The organism is Roseovarius sp. M141, assembly GCF_024355225.1.
Classification (GTDB): domain Bacteria; phylum Pseudomonadota; class Alphaproteobacteria; order Rhodobacterales; family Rhodobacteraceae; genus Roseovarius.
In genome coordinates this window covers 2,535,227-2,551,005 of the sequence record NZ_VCNH01000008.1, presented here as the reverse complement: position 1 = coordinate 2,551,005, position 15,779 = coordinate 2,535,227, and the positions used below count along the sequence as shown (strand labels likewise).

Below are 15,779 nucleotides of genomic sequence, written 5' to 3'. Positions count from 1 at the left end.
AATTCGATGTGAAAATGGCCGCACCCGAAGGCGCGGCCACACTGACAGGAAGGAAGTCACCCCGGCGCCGGAAGGACATGCAGCACCGGGCTGAATTTGATAGTGGCACGAAGAGGTTAAGAATGTATGGTCGCGTGGCACGCAGCAGCATCGGCACAATCGGGGGCGGCATTTTGGGCAACGGCATTTTCATCGGCGGCGGCGGGCCGGACTATTCACAGGGGCAGACCCTCAGCCTGAAATACGCCAACCGGCACGGGCTGATCGCGGGCGCCACTGGCACCGGCAAGACGGTAACGCTCCAGATCCTGGCCGAGGGGTTTTCAAACGCGGGCGTGCCGGTCTTTCTGTCGGACGTGAAGGGCGATCTGTCGGGCCTTGCCAAGGCGGGCAGCGCTGATTTCAAATTGCACGAGGCGTTCACCAATCGGGCGGCCACAATTGGGCTGAAGGATTACAGCTACGCTGCCTTTCCCGTCACGTTCTGGGATCTTTTCGGCGCACAAGGCCACCCGGTGCGCACTACGCTGGCCGAAATGGGGCCGCTGCTGCTGAGCCGTCTGATGGAACTGAGCGAGGCGCAGGAGGGGATCATGAACATCGCCTTTCGCGTCGCGGACGAAGAGGGGATGCCGCTGCTCGACCTCAAGGATTTACAGGCGTTGCTTGTCTGGGTGGGCGAAAACCGCGCCGCGCTGTCGCTGCGCTATGGCAACGTGTCGGTGCAGTCGGTCGGTGCGATCCAGCGTCAGCTGATGGTGCTGGAAAATCAGGGTGGCACGCAGCTGTTCGGCGAGCCTGCACTGGATCTGGCGGATCTCATGCATATCGGCGCGGATGGGCGCGGGCGGATCAACATTCTGGCGGCAGACAAGCTGATGGGATCGCCGCGCCTTTATGCGACCTTCCTGTTGTGGTTGTTGTCCGAACTGTTCGAGACGCTTCCCGAAATTGGCGATCCCGACAAGCCCAAGCTGGTGTTCTTCTTTGACGAGGCGCATCTGCTGTTCGACGACGCCCCCAAGGCGCTGGTCGACAAGGTCGAGCAGGTCGCGCGCCTGATCCGCTCCAAAGGGGTTGGCGTCTATTTCATCACCCAGAACCCCGATGACGTGCCCGAGGATATTCTGGGCCAGTTGGGCAACCGGGTACAGCACGCGCTGCGTGCCTTCACCGCGCGCGATCAAAAGGCGCTGAGCCGCGCAGCAGAGACCTACCGCCCGAATGACCGGTTCAGCACCATCGATGCCATTCGCGATGTCGGCGTTGGCGAGGCCGTGACATCCATGCTGGAGGACAAGGGCGTGCCCGGCATCGTCGAACGCACGCTGATCCGCCCGCCATCGTCGAAACTGGGGCCGATCGATGAGACCGCGCGCCGCGCCGCGATGCAGGCCTCGCCGGTGGTGGGGAAATACGAGACGCTGATCGATCGCGAATCCGCCTATGAGATACTCAAGGCCCGCGCCGAATCTGCCGCCCACGACGCGGCCGAGGCCGAAGAGGCCGCGCAGGAGCAATCGTCCGCCCAGCGGGACTTCAATGCCGGGCGCCGCTACACTGGTGCCCGCGTCGGCCGCTCGACCGCGCAGCCGCGCCGGGGAGGCATCGGCAACGAGCTGGGCAAAGCCGTCGGCAATGCGGTCCTGCGCGAGCTAAAGGGCACGACCGGACGGCGCATTGTGCGTGGTATCCTTGGTGGGCTGTTCAAGGGCCGCTGAAGGCCGCGTTGACGGGGGCGGCTGCCCATCAGGCTACTGGCGTATTCCACGGCAGGCGTCTAATCTGTTGCCAAGTGGGAAAAATTCAGGAGTTCGCCGTCATGGTAAGCCGCAAACCAACAGTCAGCAAACCAAAGCCCAAGGGCACAAAACCCGCCCGCGCCAGCGCAGTGCCGCCCCAGACGTCGGCCACCCGTCGCCCACTAGCGGACGCAGCCCCGGCGACGCCCAAATCGGGCCGCGCGCAACAGTTTGAAGTTGCGGATGACGGCACCGTCCCCCTTAAAAAGCAGGAATTGATCGCCACGGTTGTCGAGCGGTCGGATGTGCCCAAGAAATATGCCAAACCCGTTGTCGAGGCGATGCTGGCCGTCCTGGGCGAAGCGCTGGGCGAGGGGCGCGATTTGAACCTGCAACCCATGGGCAAGATCAAGCGCAAGCGCATGAAGGACACCGGCAAGGCGCGCGTGATCGTCGCCAATATCCGCCAGCCGAATGCGCCCGGGGCAGGCGATGACGCGCTCGTCCGTCCGGCAGCGGCGGTGCATCCGCAAGGGGGCAAGGATCAGGCGAAGAAGCGCGGAAAAGAAGCGGTTGCAGACGACGCCGAGTGACGCTAAAAACCGGCGAAAGGGTGATTAGCTCAGTGGTAGAGCGCTTCGTTCACATCGAAGATGTCAGGGGTTCAAGTCCCTTATCACCCACCATTTTCCATTCGTTTCAGGTGCTTGAAGTATGAGTGTATCGCTGCGCCATGACTGGCCGGATCTGTGGTTCCTGCGGCATGGGCAAACCGAATGGAATGCGGCCGGCCGCATTCAGGGGCGGCTGGATTCTCCGCTGACAGCCATGGGTAGGCTGCAAGCGCAGATGCAGGCAGGTCTGGTTGGCGACGCGCTCGGCGAAGTAGCGGCAGGGCGTGGTGGCATCTACGTCTCGCCACTGGGCCGGGCCCGTCAGACGGCGGCGATCGCGCTGGCAGGGCATCCCGTCATCATTGACCCGCGTCTGGCCGAGATCGGCGCAGGCGCGTGGGAGGGTCGGCAGAAGGCCGACCTGCCGCAGCGCGACAATGATCTGCTGACCTATACATCCGCCCCGCAGGGCGAAACGCTGGAACAATTGATCGCCCGCGTTCAGGGCTTTGCCGACAGCCTTGCCGGGCCTGGCATCGTGGTTGCCCATGGCCTGTGGGGGCAGGTGCTGCGCGGCTTGACCAAAGGGCTGGAGCCGGGCGACATGGGCGCGCAGGATAACGGGCAGGGCTGTATCTATCATCTTAGCCAAGGGCGCGAGACGCGGCTGGATGCGCCTGACTAGAGGTAAGCGGCGTTTGTTCTACGGATCAAGGGGGTCACGGCACGCAATGCCGATACAGACCGCACTTTGCCGGGCGCAGATGTCAAACCACCCTTGCCAGACGCAGCGCTTGACGCTAGAGGGGTCGCGCGGGTGATTAGCTCAGTTGGTAGAGCGTTTCGTTTACACCGAAAATGTCGGGGGTTCGAGCCCCTCATCACCCACCATCCCCGACTCGCCCTGCCACGCCGCGCCGGTCGGTGTCGGCTTTGCATCAAAGGCGCCCTCAAACGATGAGTTCCGGCGCCCGGTTTTCCCCTTCCCCGCAGCATTGCACTAGGTTACACCCGCGCTACTTCGGTCCCGGCTGTCATACGTCTGGATAATAGGGAACTACGATGCGGCGCCCCGGCGCCAATGTCGTGACTGCCCCCGCAACTGTAGGCGGTAAGCGAAGCCGGACACATGTCACTGCCGCACGAAGCGGCGGGAAGGCCCGGCCAAGCGTTGACCCGCAAGTCAGGAGACCTGCCGAAGTGCTCACCCTGTCCGGACGCGGGGCGCGTCGTGGACAACGGAGTCTTCCGGTGTGGTGGCATTTCGCCGCCTGCGGAGGGGCCGTCGTGTCATTCCGCATGCAACTCTTACGACCTGCATCGCCGTATTCCGGCGGCCCGGAGACATATATGAAACGCTCTTTTCTCACTTCCACCGTCCTGACCGCCACGGGCCTGAGCTTTACCGGCGCGCTGATCGCCGCCGCCGCCGCAGCGCAACAGACCTATGATCTGGGCACCATCGTGCTATCGTCCAGCCTCACCCCCGTAGAACTGGGCCGCACCGGCGCCACTGTTGAGGTGCTTGAGGGGGATCAGGTAGGCAAGAATGACATCTCGGTCATCAACCGGCTGGACCGTTTGCCGGGTGTCAGTTCCACCTCGGACGGTGGGCTTGGTGCCAGGGGCGGCATCCAGATCCGCGGACTGCCCGCGCGCTATGTGGGCGTTCGGATCAACGGCATCGACGTGGCTGATCCGGCGAGCACCCAGAATCAGTTCAATTTCGGCGGGTACACCTCGTCAGGCGTTCAGCGTATCGAGGTGCTGAAGGGGTCGCAATCGGCGCTCTACGGCTCCGAGGCGATAGCCGGTGTTGTGAATATCTTGACATATGTACCCGAAGATCTTGGGTTTTCCGGCCAGGCCAATGTCGAGGCGGGTACGTATAATACCTATTCCGGCGCGCTCAGCGTGGGCTATAGATCAGAGCGCGGGTTTGTCGCGCTTAGCTATGGTCGGGTCAAAACTGATGGGTTTTCTTCTCAGAGCTTCAACACCGAAGATGACGGGTTCGAGCAGACAACCATAGATCTGACCGCCGAATATAACGTGACCGCCGCGTTCACCATTGGTGCTGCCCTGCATTACCGTGACAGCACGCTGGATATCGACCGCAGCAGATTTTCCGATGATGCGACCGGCATCAACTATTTCACCGAAAAGGGCGCGCGGTTTTTTGCGACGCTTGAAACCGGCGCAATCACCCACACGCTAAGCTATAGCTATTTCGAGGTCGACCGCGACGATCCGGGCGGATTTACCACCACTTTCACGGGCGAGCGTCAGAATGTGTCCTACTTGGGCAGTGCCGAACTGAGCGCGCGCGCGATTTTGAACTTTGGCGCCGAGTATACGGAGGAAAAATTCACCTCGGGCGCGTCGCGTGGGTCCGAGGATGACACTGCCGTCAATGGCGAGCTGCTGTTCAGCCCGGCGGACAACATCGATATATCTGCCGCCCTGCGACATGACGACGATTCAAGCTTTGGCGGCCAGACGACCGGTAGGCTTGCGGCAGTCTGGCGCCCGATCGAGGATCTGGCATTCCGCGCCGTCTATGGCACCGGCTATCGCGCGCCGTCGCTGTACGAGAGGTTCGGACCATACGGTGTCGCCTCGCTCCAGCCTGAGGAGAGCAGCAGCTATGAGTTGGGCGTCGAGAAAACCTTTGGCGCGGTCGGTTACGTCAAGGCGACATTGTTTTACACCGACATTGATGATCTGATCGACTACGATCCGAACTCCACCGCTTGCGGCAACATGTTCCCCGGCTGTTACAGTCAGGTGCCGGGCACGACGACGTCCAAGGGCATCGAGCTGTCGGGTGAATATGCCCTGACGTCCGGCCTGACCCTGTTTGGCGCCTATACATACACTGACGCCAAGAACGACGGCGCGCGCCTGGAGCGCACGCCCAAGCATGACGTCACGCTGGGTCTGTCGAACGATTTCACCGATCGGTTCTCCGGCTATGTGGACCTGCGCCATGTCGCCGATGTGGTGCCTAGCGCATTCGCCCCTGCGGGTCACAAGGTCGGCGACTACACTTTGGTCGGCGCCGGAGTCTCCTATGACGTCACGGACGACGCCGCGCTGTACCTGCGTGTCGAGAACCTCTTTGACGAGGATTACGAGACGGCGGGCGGCTACAACCAACCGGGTCGCGCGGCCTACGTTGGGCTTCGTGCGAGCTTCTGATCGTATAAGCCGGATCGCTGCGCGCGCCGTATTGGCGGGCGCGGCGGTGCTGTTTTCGGTGCCGCTGTCGGCGGCGCCGCAGCGGGTCGTGTCGATCAACCTGTGCACCGACCAGTTGGCAATGCTGCTGGCCGCCCCCGGCCAATTGATATCGGTCAGCCGCATTGCGCTGGATCCGCGCGTTTCGTCCATGGCTGCCGAGGCTGCGCAGTATCCCATCAACGCCAGCCGCGCCGAAGAGGTGCACGGCATGCGGCCCGATCTGGTCGTGGCGGGCGAATACACCAGCCGCGATACGGTGGCGCTGCTGCGACGGTTGGAAATCGACGTGGTACAGTTCGGCATTGTCCGTTCGCTGGACGAGGTGCGCGCGCGTATCCGGCAGATGGGCGCGGCGCTGGGCCGCGAGGCGGCGGCGCGCGCGATGATCGCGCAGTTCGACGCCGATCTTGCACATCTGCGGGCGGATCTGGACGGTGGGCTTGCACCCGGCCCGGACGCGCCGCGCGCTGCGATGTATTCGGCCAACGGATACACGTCTGGCGACAAAACCCTGTCGGGTGAGATTCTAGCCGCTGCCGGGCTGCGGAACGCGCCGGGCGAAGAGGGCTATGGCTATGGCAAGCTGCCTCTGGAAATGCTGGCGATGCTTCAGCCCGACCTTGTCATCACCGCGCGGCGCTATCCGCGCGGCTCGCGGGCAGAGGAGATCATGGACCACCCCGTCGTCGAAATGCTAAGCGGGCAGGCCGCCCGCGCTGTGATGAGCGATCAGGACTGGGTCTGTGGCACCCCCTTCGTACTGCGCGCGATTGCCGACATGGCCGCCGCCCGCCGCAAGGCAGTGGCTGATTTGAAAACCGGCGTGGAGGCAGACAAATGAACCGTGTGATGATCGCCCTTGCACTGCTGGCCGCGGCACTGTTCTCCGCATCGCTGCTGGTCGGCCCTGCGGGCCTGCCGGTGGGTGATAGTCTGGTCGCGCTCTGGCAGGGGGGCGACGGGCCTGTGGCGATGGTCATGCGCCAGATTCGCCTGCCGCGCGCCATCCTTGCGCTGATGATCGGCGCCAGCCTTGGGCTTGCCGGGGCGGCGATGCAGGGCTATCTGCGCAATCCGCTGGCCGAGCCGGGGCTGATCGGGGTGTCGGGCTCTTCCGCGCTTGGGGCGGTGCTGGCGATCCATACAGGCGCGGCGGCGATGTGGTCGCTGGGCCTGCCTCTGGCGGCGCTTGGCGGGGCACTGGCCGGTGTCGCGCTGGTCATGGGGTTGGCCGGGCCACGTGGTGGATCGCTGACGCTGATCCTGGCGGGGATCGCGATTTCGGCGCTGGCCGGCGCGCTGACGTCGCTCGTGCTGAACCTGTCGCCGAATCCCTTTGCCGCAAATGAGATCGTGTTCTGGATGATGGGGTCGCTGGCGGATCGTTCGATGACGCATGTCTGGCTGGCGGCGCCGCTGATGGCGGTAGGCTGGGTGTTGATCGGCACGTTGGGCAGGGGCCTTGACGCGCTGACGCTGGGCGAGGATGCGGCGGGCGCCATGGGGGTAAACCTGCCCCGGATGCGAATCGTTCTGGTGCTGGGCACGGCTTGCGTCGTTGGGGCGTCCACGGCGGTTGCCGGGGCCATCGGCTTTGTCGGGCTGGTGGTGCCGCATATCCTGCGGCCCTTTGTTGGCGCGCGGCCCTCGCGTCTGCTGTGGGCGTCGGCGCTGGGGGGCGCGGTGATGCTGCTGGTTGCCGACATCGCCGTGCGGATCATCCTGCCGACGCAGGATTTGAAACTGGGCGTGCTGACTGCACTGGTCGGCGCGCCGGTCTTCCTGCACCTGATCTACAAGACGCGGAGGGACGGGATATGAGCCTGCTGTCGCTGTCGGAGTTGGGCGTCATATTGCGCGGGCGCCCGGTGATTTCGGGCGTTACGCTGGACATTGCGCCCGGTGAATTTGTTGGCCTGATCGGTCCCAATGGTGCGGGCAAGACGACACTGATGCGAGCGGCGCTCGGCCTGATCCCGGCGGCGGGGCACAGCGCGCTTGGCGCGCTGCCGCCCGCGCAGCGCGCCAAACTGGCCGCATGGATGCCGCAATCGCGCGAGATCGCGTGGCCCGTGACCGTCGAGACACTAGTCATGCTGGGCCGGGTGCCTCACCTGGGCGCAGGCCAGCGCACGACACCGGCTGATCGCGCCGCCGTCGAATCTGCCATCGCGCAGATGGGGCTGGGGCCGCTGCGCCATCGCGCCGCGACCCGCCTGTCGGGCGGCGAGGCGGCGCGCGCCCTGATCGCGCGCGCATTGGCGCAGGAAACCCCACTGCTGATGGCGGACGAGCCGACCGCCGGGCTTGACCCCGCGCACCAGATTTCCACGATGGAAACATTCGCCGCGCTTGCCGCGCAGGGCAAATCCTGTCTTGTGTCCCTGCACGATCTGGGGCTTGCAGTGCGCCATTGCACGCGTCTGATCCTGCTGGGAAAGCGCGGCGGGCAGGGCTGCGTGGTGGCCGACGGCCCGCCCGCCGACGTGCTGACGCCTGAGCGGTTAGAGGAGGTGTTCGGTATCACCGCAGCCTATCTGCACACTGCCGACGGTCCCCTGTTTCAGCCGCTCCGGATTACGCGATGAGCGCGCTTGTTCTGGATGCGCCTTGGCTGGAGTTTGATCTGGGGGGGCAGATGCGGGTGCTCAGCTGGGCAGTCAATCGCCCCGGTCTGGTGACAGCGCGCCGCATCCTGTGGCGCGAGGTGCGCAATGCGGACCTGCCGCGGGATCTGGACGTGTTGGAGTGGCTGCATGGCCAGCTTACCGCGCGCGGCGCGCTGGACGCGGTGACCTTCCTGACCTCCCGCGACATCCGCTATCACCATATGGCCGAGGCCGAGGTTGGCACCGTGCGCGCCACTGCTATCGCGACTGTGGGTCTGTCGAACGCCGAGCGGATCGGCCAGCGCATGGATCGCGGCGGGCGCGATTGGGGTACGATAAACGTTGCCTTGCAGCTGGACGCCGGGCCGGGCGTGGGCCCGACCGATGCGGCCCTGATCGAGACGCTCAGCATCGCCGCCTCCGCGCGCACGGCTGCGGTGATGGAGGCCGGGCTGGACCTGCCCTCGGGCCGCGCCACCGGAACCGGGACCGACTGTATCGCCGTTGCGGCGCGCGCCGGGGGCATCGCCTATGCGGGCATGCACACCGAACTGGGCGAAGCCGCGGGCAGGGCGGTGCATGACGCCGTCACGGCCGGCGCGCGTGCGTGGATGCAGCAAACGCGCCCGAATCTGGGTATCGACGTTGCCCCGGCAGATTGATGCTATTTTGCGCCAACTGCCGCTTGACGCCCCTGATCTTGCCGACTAAAGACGTGCAACGCTTGGCGGGCAACGGCCCACGGGCGCGCAGTGGGCGGTTGTAGCTCAGTTGGTTAGAGTACCGGCCTGTCACGCCGGGGGTCGCGGGTTCGAGCCCCGTCAACCGCGCCATCACTGCATTTTTCCAGACTGATCGTTGTGCAAATCACTCTCAATCCGGACCCCTGCGGGGCTGTTGGTTGCGGGGAGGAAAATCTTGCAGGCCATGCCGGAAACCGGTCATTTCACCATTGACGGCCCCGGGTGGCTCGACTAATCCAAACCCCACGCGCGGTTGTAGCTCAGTTGGTTAGAGTACCGGCCTGTCACGCCGGGGGTCGCGGGTTCGAGCCCCGTCAACCGCGCCATTTTTTCCTTTACCCGCATTTTTCCCACTCAGGGGCGATACCCACGGTGCAGGGATTTTTCTGGCGTCAGGGCATCGGGCCAGCCGATGAACCGCTCGACCGCATACAGCCCGATACAGACCGCAATGATCGCCAGCACGAATTTCACCCGGCCGGCACTGGGAGGGTTCTGTGCCCAGCGTGTGGCACGAAGTAGCCAGCGGGTGTTCATAGCGGGGCGCCCGAACACTGCATGAAGTTCGGCGCGCAGTGATCTGATTGTAAATCTGAAATACTGCCAATCATAGTGATGCCTCCACAGCCCCGGCGTCAGTAATGCCCTGCGCCCCTTGTCTTTTGCGTGCCAGTCTATGACATAGGGCGTACCTGTCACGTGAAAACACCGGAGCGGTCCTTGCCTATCCATTCCGAAACCCGCCACATGCCCTACACCGCTCAGCAGATGTACGATCTGGTCGCCGATGTCGGGAACTATCCGGAATTTTTACCGTGGAATTCAGCGGCCCGCGTCAAAAGCCGCACCGCGCAGCCGGATGGCAGCGAGGTGATGGAGGCCGATCTTGTCATCAGTTTCAAGGTCTTTCGCGAGAAGTTCGCCAGCCGGGTCGTACTATGGCCTGCAGACCGAAAGATTGATACGAAATATCTGGATGGTCCGTTCAAGCACATGATTTCCAACTGGAAATTTACTGATACCAAAGACGGTTGCGCGGTGGATTTCCACGTCGATTTCGAATTTCGCAATCGTCTGCTGCAATCGGCGGCGGGGCTGTTTTTCTACGAGGCGATGCAACGTATCGTCCGCGCGTTTGAGCGGCGCGCGCACGCGTTATATGGCTGAGCCGTCTTTGAGCGCCGCCATCAGCAGCGCGAGCGCGTGATCACAGGCGGCGCGGCGCACGCCCGAGCGCCCCAATGCGCCGAAATCCTGCATCTCTACGCGAGCCTGAGCGCCTGCGCGCGCGATGCCAAAACAGACGCGCCCTTCCGGCTTTGACTCCGATCCGCCGGGCCCGGCGATGCCGGTGATCGACACTGCCAGTTGCGCCTTGGAATTGCGCAGCGCACCTGCGGCCATTTCCCGCGCGACCTCGGTACTGACCGCGCCATGTGCGCGCAGCGTTTCGGGTACCACACCTAACATTTGGATTTTCGCGTCATTCGAATAGGTTACAAATCCACGTTCAACCACGTCCGAACTACCCGGCACGCTTGTGAGCGCGGCCATCACCATGCCGCCGGTGCAGCTTTCGGCGGCGGCGATCATCACGCCTGCCGCCCGCGCGCGCGCCAGCAGATCGGCGACATTCATATCGCCAAAACCAAATGCGACAGCGCCGCCAGCACGATTACGCAAATGGCGGCGAACACGCCTGCGATCACATCGTCCAGCATGACGCCCAGCGGCGTATGCCGCCGATCTGCCCACCCGATTGGGCCGGGCTTGAATATGTCGAACAGGCGAAACAGAACGAACGCCGCGATCCAGCCGGGCCAGAGCCCAAAGATCGACGCGCCCACATGCCAAGCGCCAAAGGACAGTGGCAGCAGGGCGACCCACTGGCCGACCACCTCGTCAACGACCACGTAGGACGGGTCAGGATCGTCCTGCCAGCGCGTGATCTGCGTGGTCGCCCACAGCCCTTCAAAGAAAATCGCGATGATCGCGATGATCAGCAACCAGGGCCCACCAATCAGATGCAGCAGCGCCGCCATCGGCAGCGCCACCAGCGACCCCCAGGTGCCCGGGGCAGGGCGCAGATACCCGACGCCGCCGATTGTCGCGACAAGGCGCGCGACCCTCATGATTGCACCAGCAGGGCGGTGGCCAAGGCGGCGATGCCCTCCTCGCGGCCGGTGAACCCCAGACGCTCGGACGTCGTCGCCTTGATTGAGATGCGGCCCGGCGCCAGCCCGGTGATTTGCGCAACCGCGGCCTGCATGGCACCGGCATGCGGCCCGATCTTGGGGTGTTCGCACACGAGAGTGAGGTCCATGTTGCTGATCTGAAAACCTTTCTCGGAGGCCAACGCAACGGCGTGGCGCAGGAACACATGGCTTGCGGCGCCTTTCCACTGCGGATCGGAGGGTGGGAAATGCCGTCCGATATCGCCCTCGGCCAGCGCGCCATAGATGGCATCTGATAGCGCGTGCAGGCCGACATCGGCGTCCGAATGGCCTTGCAGCCCGCGCCCGTGCGGGACGGCGACGCCGCACAGCATCACATGATCGCCCGGGCCAAAGCGGTGGACGTCATAGCCATTGCCGATGCGTAAATCCATGGTGCCTCTCACGGTGTCTGTCAGGCGGGCCGCGGCCCGCGCGAAATCGGATGGATGCGTGATCTTGAGGTTATCCTCATCGCCCGGCACGATCATCACGTCAAGCCCGGCCGTCCGGGCCACCGCCACATCATCGGGCGCGTCGCCTGAATGATTGCGGTGGGCGACAAGAATAGACATAAAATCAAATCCTTGCGGCGTCTGCGCGCGGTATAGCCCGTTACGGTCGCGGGTGCCTGTCACGCGGCCCTCCCCCCCCGTCCACAAGGCATCCGTCACCGGCAGTGCCGGCGCGGCGGCGGCGGCGGTATCCAGCGCGCGCAAGACGCGGCGGATCAGTGCCGCGCTGACGCAGGGGCGCGCGACATCGTGGATTAGCACGCGGGAACAGCCCGCACCTGTCAGCGCCTCAAGCCCCGCGCGAACCGAGGCGGCGCGCGTGGTGCCACCCGCCGCGATGCGCACGCCGTCTGGCGCGATAAATCCTGCTATATCATCAGGATGCAGCACAATCATGATGTGCGATACTTCTGGCAAATTCAGAAATGCGCGCAGCGTCCAGTCGATCACGCGCGCGCCTGCCAGCGGCTGCCATTGCTTGGGCCGGTCTCCTCCGGCGCGGGTGCCGCGTCCGGCGGCGACAATCAGTGCGGCGCATGTCATGGGTGCAGCCTAGCGCGGCGCGTGGCGCCCCGCAATTCATTGCGCGCACGCAGCTTGGCGGATAGAAGGATCGCGTGGATTTAGGAACCGACCCATGCCCCTGTCTTTGACCGATGAACCGCTATCGTCGTCCGTCCTTCTGGCGCCCTTGGCGGGTGTCACCGATTTGCCATTTCGCAATCTGGTGTCCCGGTTTGGCGCGGGCCTTGTGGTTAGCGAAATGATCGCCAGCCAGGAAATGGTCGAGGCAAAGCCTGCCATGCGCGACAAGGCCGAGCTGGGATTCGGTGCCGCGGCAACGGCAGTACAACTGGCCGGCTGCGAGGCGCATTGGATGGCCGAGGCCGCCCGCATCGCCGAGGCGAATGGCGCGCGCATCATCGACATCAACATGGGTTGCCCTGCGAAAAAGGTGACGCGCGCGCGCGGATCGGGCGCCGCCGGATCGGCACTGATGCGCGACCCCGACCATGCGCTGCGCCTGATCGAGGCTGTCGTGACTGCCGTTTCCGTGCCTGTGACGTTGAAAATGCGGCTGGGATGGGACGATGCGCTGCGCAACGCGCCCGATATCGCCCGCCGAGCTGAGGCGGTCGGCATCCGCATGGTCACAATTCACGGGCGCACGCGCTGTCAGTTCTACAAGGGCAGCGCCGATTGGTCCGCCATAGCGGCGGTCAAGGAGGTCGTGCGCATCCCCGTCATTGCCAATGGTGACATCACGGATTCAGCCAGTGCACGCCGCGCGCTGGCGCTATCGGGCGCCGACGGCGTGATGATCGGGCGGGGCGCGCAGGGGCGGCCATGGGCGCTGGCCGAGGTGGCGCATCGCCTCTATGGCGTGGCTGCGCCGGATGTGCCGGAGGGCGCAGTGCTGGTCGATATGATCGGCGCACATTACGAGGCGATGCTGGGCTTTTACGGCACCACCGTGGGCGTGCGCGTCGCGCGAAAGCATCTGGGCTGGTATCTGGAGGCCAGCGATCCGGGGGTGCGGCGCCGGGTTTTGACCGCAGCACAGCCGGCGGAGGTCCTGCACCTGCTGCCGGACGCGGTCTGCTCGCAATCGACGCTTGCAGCATGAGCGGGCCGGGCGGCGATAGCGGGCTGGATCGCGCGGTCTGGGGCGCGCTGCCGCTGCCCGCGCTGGTGCTGGATCGTGCAGGATGCGTGACGCGGATAAATCCGGCGGCGGAGGGGTTTCTGAACGTGTCGGCGCGCGCTGCGCAATCCATGGGCCTGTGGGATCTGCTGCGCGTGGGTGCGCCGCCCGATGCGGCGCTGCGGCGCGCCCGTGCCAGCGGTGCGCCGCTTTTTATCAACGATGTCGATATCGGCGCCGGGCGGCACGCGCCCGTGCGGTGCAGCCTGTCCATCGCCCCTCTGGGGAGTGATGAGGACGCCACGCTGGTCGTCGTCACCCCGCGCGAGATGGCCGGCCAGATGATGCAGGACGCGTCGGCCCGCATTGCCACGCGCACGGCCATCGGCATGACCGAAATGCTGGCGCATGAGATCAAGAATCCACTGGCCGGCATCACCGGCGCGGCGCAGCTGCTGTCGACGACACTGGGCGCTGCGGACCGCGAGCTGACCGATCTGATCGTCAGCGAAAGCCGACGGATCGCAGCGCTGCTGGATCAGGTCGAGCGGTTCGGAAACCCTGCGCGCCCCGATCTGCGCGCGATCAACATCCACGACGTTCTGGCGCGCGCCCGGCGCAGCGCGCAGCTGGGCTTTGCGTCCGACATGCGCATCATCGAGGAGTACGATCCGTCGCTGCCCGAGGCGCTGGGTGACCCTGATATGTTGCAACAGGTACTGCAGAATCTGATGAAAAACGCGGCCGAGGCAGCAGGCCCGCAGGGTGGTACCATCCGCCTGCGCAGTTGGTTCGAGCATGGCGCGCATCTGCGCGGCGATGGCGGCGCCGGGGCGCGGCTGCCGTTGCAGATCGAGGTGGTCGATGACGGCCCCGGCGTGCCGGATACCGTGCGCGATGCCCTGTTCGAGCCGTTCGTGTCGGGCCGCGAGAATGGCACCGGGCTGGGCCTTGCGATTGCGGCGCGCATCATGGCCGATCATGGCGGCTGGATTGCTGTCGCTTCGCGGTCGGGGCACACCGTGTTCCGTTTGTCGCTGCCGTTGGCCACCGCTGCGGAGGCGCGCTGATGGACGGTACGGTTCTGGTCGCCGATGACGACCGCAGCATTCGCACGGTTCTGACGCAGGCGCTGACGCGGGCGGGATGCAAGGTGCATGCCACGTCCAGCCTGACGACGCTGATGCGCTGGATCGGCGAGGGGCTGGGCGATGCGGTGATCACCGATGTGATGATGCCCGATGGGAACGGGCTGGAGATGCTGCCGAAAATCGCGCGCGACCGGCCCGGCCTGCCGGTAATCGTGATCTCGGCCCGCAGCACGGTGATGACCGCCATCCGTGCCGCCGAGGCCGAGGCGTGGGATTACCTGCCCAAGCCGTTTGATCTGCCCGATTTGATGGCGCGCACGGCCCGCGCGCTGGACAGCCGCCGCGCGGCGCAAGCCGACCGGCCATCGGCGCAAGTGCAACAGACCGATCTGCCTCTGGTGGGACAAAGCGCTCCGATGCAGGCATTGTTTCGGGTGCTGGCGCAGGTCGTCCAGTCAGATTTGCCGGTCTGGATCGCGGGCGAGCAGGGCGCCGGAAAATCAATGATTGCGCGGGCGGTTCATGACCTATCGGCGCGCCAGGCGCAGCCTTTCGTTATCGTGGCGCCGGGTGATCTGGCGCAGGACGGCGCGCCAGCCGCGATTCTGGCACAGGCCGGGGCGGGTACGATCCTGCTGGACGGGTTGCACGACATGGACGGCGCGACGCAGGCGCGTGCGCTCTATCTGGTTGATGCCGTTGCCGCGCAGCAGACCGGCGCGCGTCCCCGCGTGATCGCCACTGCGCAGCCCGGGCAGGGCGGGCATGAATTGCGCGCCGATCTCTACTATCGTCTGGTAGGCGCGGTGATCGACGTGCCGCCGCTGCGCGCGCGGCGCGAGGATGTGGCGCTGCTTGCCACTCATTTCCTCTATCTGGCCGAAGAGGCGGGCGCGCCGCCCCGTCGGCTGAGCCCCGACGCGCTGGACATTCTGCGCGCGCATGACTGGCCCGGCAATGTGCGCGAACTGCGCCATACTGCCGAGCGGATGGCATGGGCGGGCCGCGCGCCGCTGGTGCCCGCATCCGAGGCGGCAGCGGCGCTGCAATCGGCCCGTGTGCCCGACCGGGCGATCCCGGCCTCCGACACGCTTCCCGATGCGGTGGCGCAGCATGTGCAGCGGTATTTCGACCTGCATGGGCAGGATCTGCCGCCCGATGGGCTGTATCACCGGCTGCTGACCGAATTCGAGGCGCCGCTGCTGCGCATTGCGCTGGACTCGGTCGCCGGAAATCAGGCGCGCTGCGCGGCTCTTCTGGGGATCAACCGGAATACCTTGCGCAAAAAATTGACGACGCTGGATATTGAGGTGACACGTCGCGGCAAGTTGATGTAAAAGCGCAACAGACCTGTGGCGTTTTGG

16 protein-coding genes, 4 tRNA genes and 1 riboswitch are annotated in these 15,779 nt (G+C 65.0%); of the genes, 16 read left to right on the top strand and 4 right to left on the bottom strand.

Going from position 1 to position 15,779, the window contains the following annotated elements; translation table 11 throughout:
• Positions 1-173 precede the first annotated feature (173 nt).
• From FGD77_RS16395 to FGD77_RS16340, 12 genes are all read left to right on the top strand, one after another.
• A complete protein-coding gene (locus FGD77_RS16395) occupies positions 174-1,721 on the top strand; it encodes a helicase HerA-like domain-containing protein (protein ID WP_255014289.1) in 1,548 nt (515 codons plus the stop codon).
• Between the two features lie 101 nt (positions 1,722-1,822).
• Complete coding sequence (locus tag FGD77_RS16390; protein WP_255011260.1) at positions 1,823-2,335, top strand: HU family DNA-binding protein; 513 nt, start codon at positions 1,823-1,825, stop codon at positions 2,333-2,335.
• Positions 2,336-2,353: 18 nt separating this feature from the next.
• Positions 2,354-2,428 (top strand) — tRNA-Val (locus FGD77_RS16385).
• 28 nt (positions 2,429-2,456) lie between these two features.
• Positions 2,457-3,041 carry a histidine phosphatase family protein gene (locus tag FGD77_RS16380; protein ID WP_255011258.1) on the top strand — a complete coding sequence of 195 codons (585 nt, stop codon included), beginning with the start codon at positions 2,457-2,459 and terminating at the stop codon, positions 3,039-3,041.
• 130 nt (positions 3,042-3,171) lie between these two features.
• Positions 3,172-3,247 (top strand) — tRNA-Val (locus FGD77_RS16375).
• Between the two features lie 114 nt (positions 3,248-3,361).
• A riboswitch (cobalamin riboswitch) is annotated at positions 3,362-3,571 on the top strand.
• Positions 3,572-3,706: 135 nt separating this feature from the next.
• Positions 3,707-5,557, top strand: coding sequence for a TonB-dependent siderophore receptor (locus FGD77_RS16370; RefSeq protein WP_255011256.1), 1,851 nt, complete (start codon positions 3,707-3,709; stop codon positions 5,555-5,557).
• Positions 5,544-6,440, top strand: coding sequence for an ABC transporter substrate-binding protein (locus FGD77_RS16365; protein ID WP_255011255.1), 897 nt, complete (start codon positions 5,544-5,546; stop codon positions 6,438-6,440). Before FGD77_RS16370 ends, FGD77_RS16365 begins: the two co-directional genes overlap by 14 nt.
• Positions 6,437-7,420 carry an iron ABC transporter permease gene (locus tag FGD77_RS16360; protein WP_255011254.1) on the top strand — a complete coding sequence of 328 codons (984 nt, stop codon included), beginning with the start codon at positions 6,437-6,439 and terminating at the stop codon, positions 7,418-7,420. Before FGD77_RS16365 ends, FGD77_RS16360 begins: the two co-directional genes overlap by 4 nt.
• Positions 7,417-8,187 (top strand): ABC transporter ATP-binding protein, encoded by a 771-nt coding sequence (locus FGD77_RS16355; RefSeq protein WP_255011253.1) that lies wholly within the window; start codon positions 7,417-7,419, stop codon positions 8,185-8,187. Before FGD77_RS16360 ends, FGD77_RS16355 begins: the two co-directional genes overlap by 4 nt.
• On the top strand, positions 8,184-8,870 hold the full coding sequence (locus tag FGD77_RS16350) for an adenosylcobinamide amidohydrolase (RefSeq protein WP_255011252.1): 687 nt from the start codon (positions 8,184-8,186) through the stop codon (positions 8,868-8,870). The genes FGD77_RS16355 and FGD77_RS16350 overlap by 4 nt, the downstream gene beginning before the upstream one ends.
• 94 nt (positions 8,871-8,964) lie before the next feature.
• Positions 8,965-9,041, top strand: a tRNA-Asp gene (locus FGD77_RS16345).
• 159 nt (positions 9,042-9,200) lie between these two features.
• Positions 9,201-9,277: transfer RNA gene (locus tag FGD77_RS16340), tRNA-Asp, on the top strand.
• A 28-nt stretch (positions 9,278-9,305) separates the two neighbouring features.
• Here the strand turns inward: FGD77_RS16340 and FGD77_RS22480 are convergent.
• On the bottom strand, positions 9,306-9,650 hold the full coding sequence (locus FGD77_RS22480; RefSeq protein ID WP_369682729.1) for a hypothetical protein: 345 nt from the start codon (positions 9,648-9,650) through the stop codon (positions 9,306-9,308).
• Between the two features lie 21 nt (positions 9,651-9,671).
• On the opposite strand from FGD77_RS22480, the gene FGD77_RS16330 reads away from it, so the two are divergent.
• Entirely contained in the window at positions 9,672-10,118 is a 447-nt protein-coding gene (locus FGD77_RS16330; protein WP_255011251.1) for a type II toxin-antitoxin system RatA family toxin, read from the top strand.
• On the opposite strand, the gene FGD77_RS16325 is transcribed toward FGD77_RS16330, so the two are convergent.
• From FGD77_RS16325 to FGD77_RS16315, 3 genes are read right to left on the bottom strand one after another with little or no spacing between them, the layout of a single operon-like run.
• Positions 10,107-10,589 (bottom strand): CinA family protein, encoded by a 483-nt coding sequence (locus FGD77_RS16325; protein WP_255011250.1) that lies wholly within the window; start codon positions 10,587-10,589, stop codon positions 10,107-10,109. The genes FGD77_RS16330 and FGD77_RS16325 overlap by 12 nt on opposite strands.
• Entirely contained in the window at positions 10,586-11,083 is a 498-nt protein-coding gene (locus tag FGD77_RS16320) for a phosphatidylglycerophosphatase A (protein WP_255011249.1), read from the bottom strand. The genes FGD77_RS16325 and FGD77_RS16320 overlap by 4 nt, the downstream gene beginning before the upstream one ends.
• Positions 11,080-12,222, bottom strand: a complete 1,143-nt coding sequence (locus tag FGD77_RS16315; RefSeq protein ID WP_255011248.1) for a bifunctional 2-C-methyl-D-erythritol 4-phosphate cytidylyltransferase/2-C-methyl-D-erythritol 2,4-cyclodiphosphate synthase — start codon at positions 12,220-12,222, stop codon at positions 11,080-11,082. The genes FGD77_RS16320 and FGD77_RS16315 overlap by 4 nt, the downstream gene beginning before the upstream one ends.
• A 94-nt stretch (positions 12,223-12,316) precedes the next feature.
• Between FGD77_RS16315 and dusB the strand changes: the two genes are divergently transcribed.
• The 3 genes from dusB to FGD77_RS16300 are packed head-to-tail and all read left to right on the top strand — an operon-like array spanning position 12,317 to position 15,752.
• The gene (gene dusB / locus FGD77_RS16310) at positions 12,317-13,306 is read left to right on the top strand and encodes a tRNA dihydrouridine synthase DusB (RefSeq protein ID WP_255011246.1); all 990 of its coding nucleotides are present in this window, start codon (positions 12,317-12,319) and stop codon (positions 13,304-13,306) included.
• Positions 13,303-14,394 (top strand): nitrogen regulation protein NR(II), encoded by a 1,092-nt coding sequence (locus tag FGD77_RS16305; RefSeq protein WP_255011245.1) that lies wholly within the window; start codon positions 13,303-13,305, stop codon positions 14,392-14,394. The genes dusB and FGD77_RS16305 overlap by 4 nt, the downstream gene beginning before the upstream one ends.
• Positions 14,394-15,752 (top strand): sigma-54 dependent transcriptional regulator, encoded by a 1,359-nt coding sequence (locus FGD77_RS16300; RefSeq protein WP_255011244.1) that lies wholly within the window; start codon positions 14,394-14,396, stop codon positions 15,750-15,752. The genes FGD77_RS16305 and FGD77_RS16300 overlap by 1 nt, the downstream gene beginning before the upstream one ends.
• Positions 15,753-15,779 lie beyond the last annotated feature (27 nt).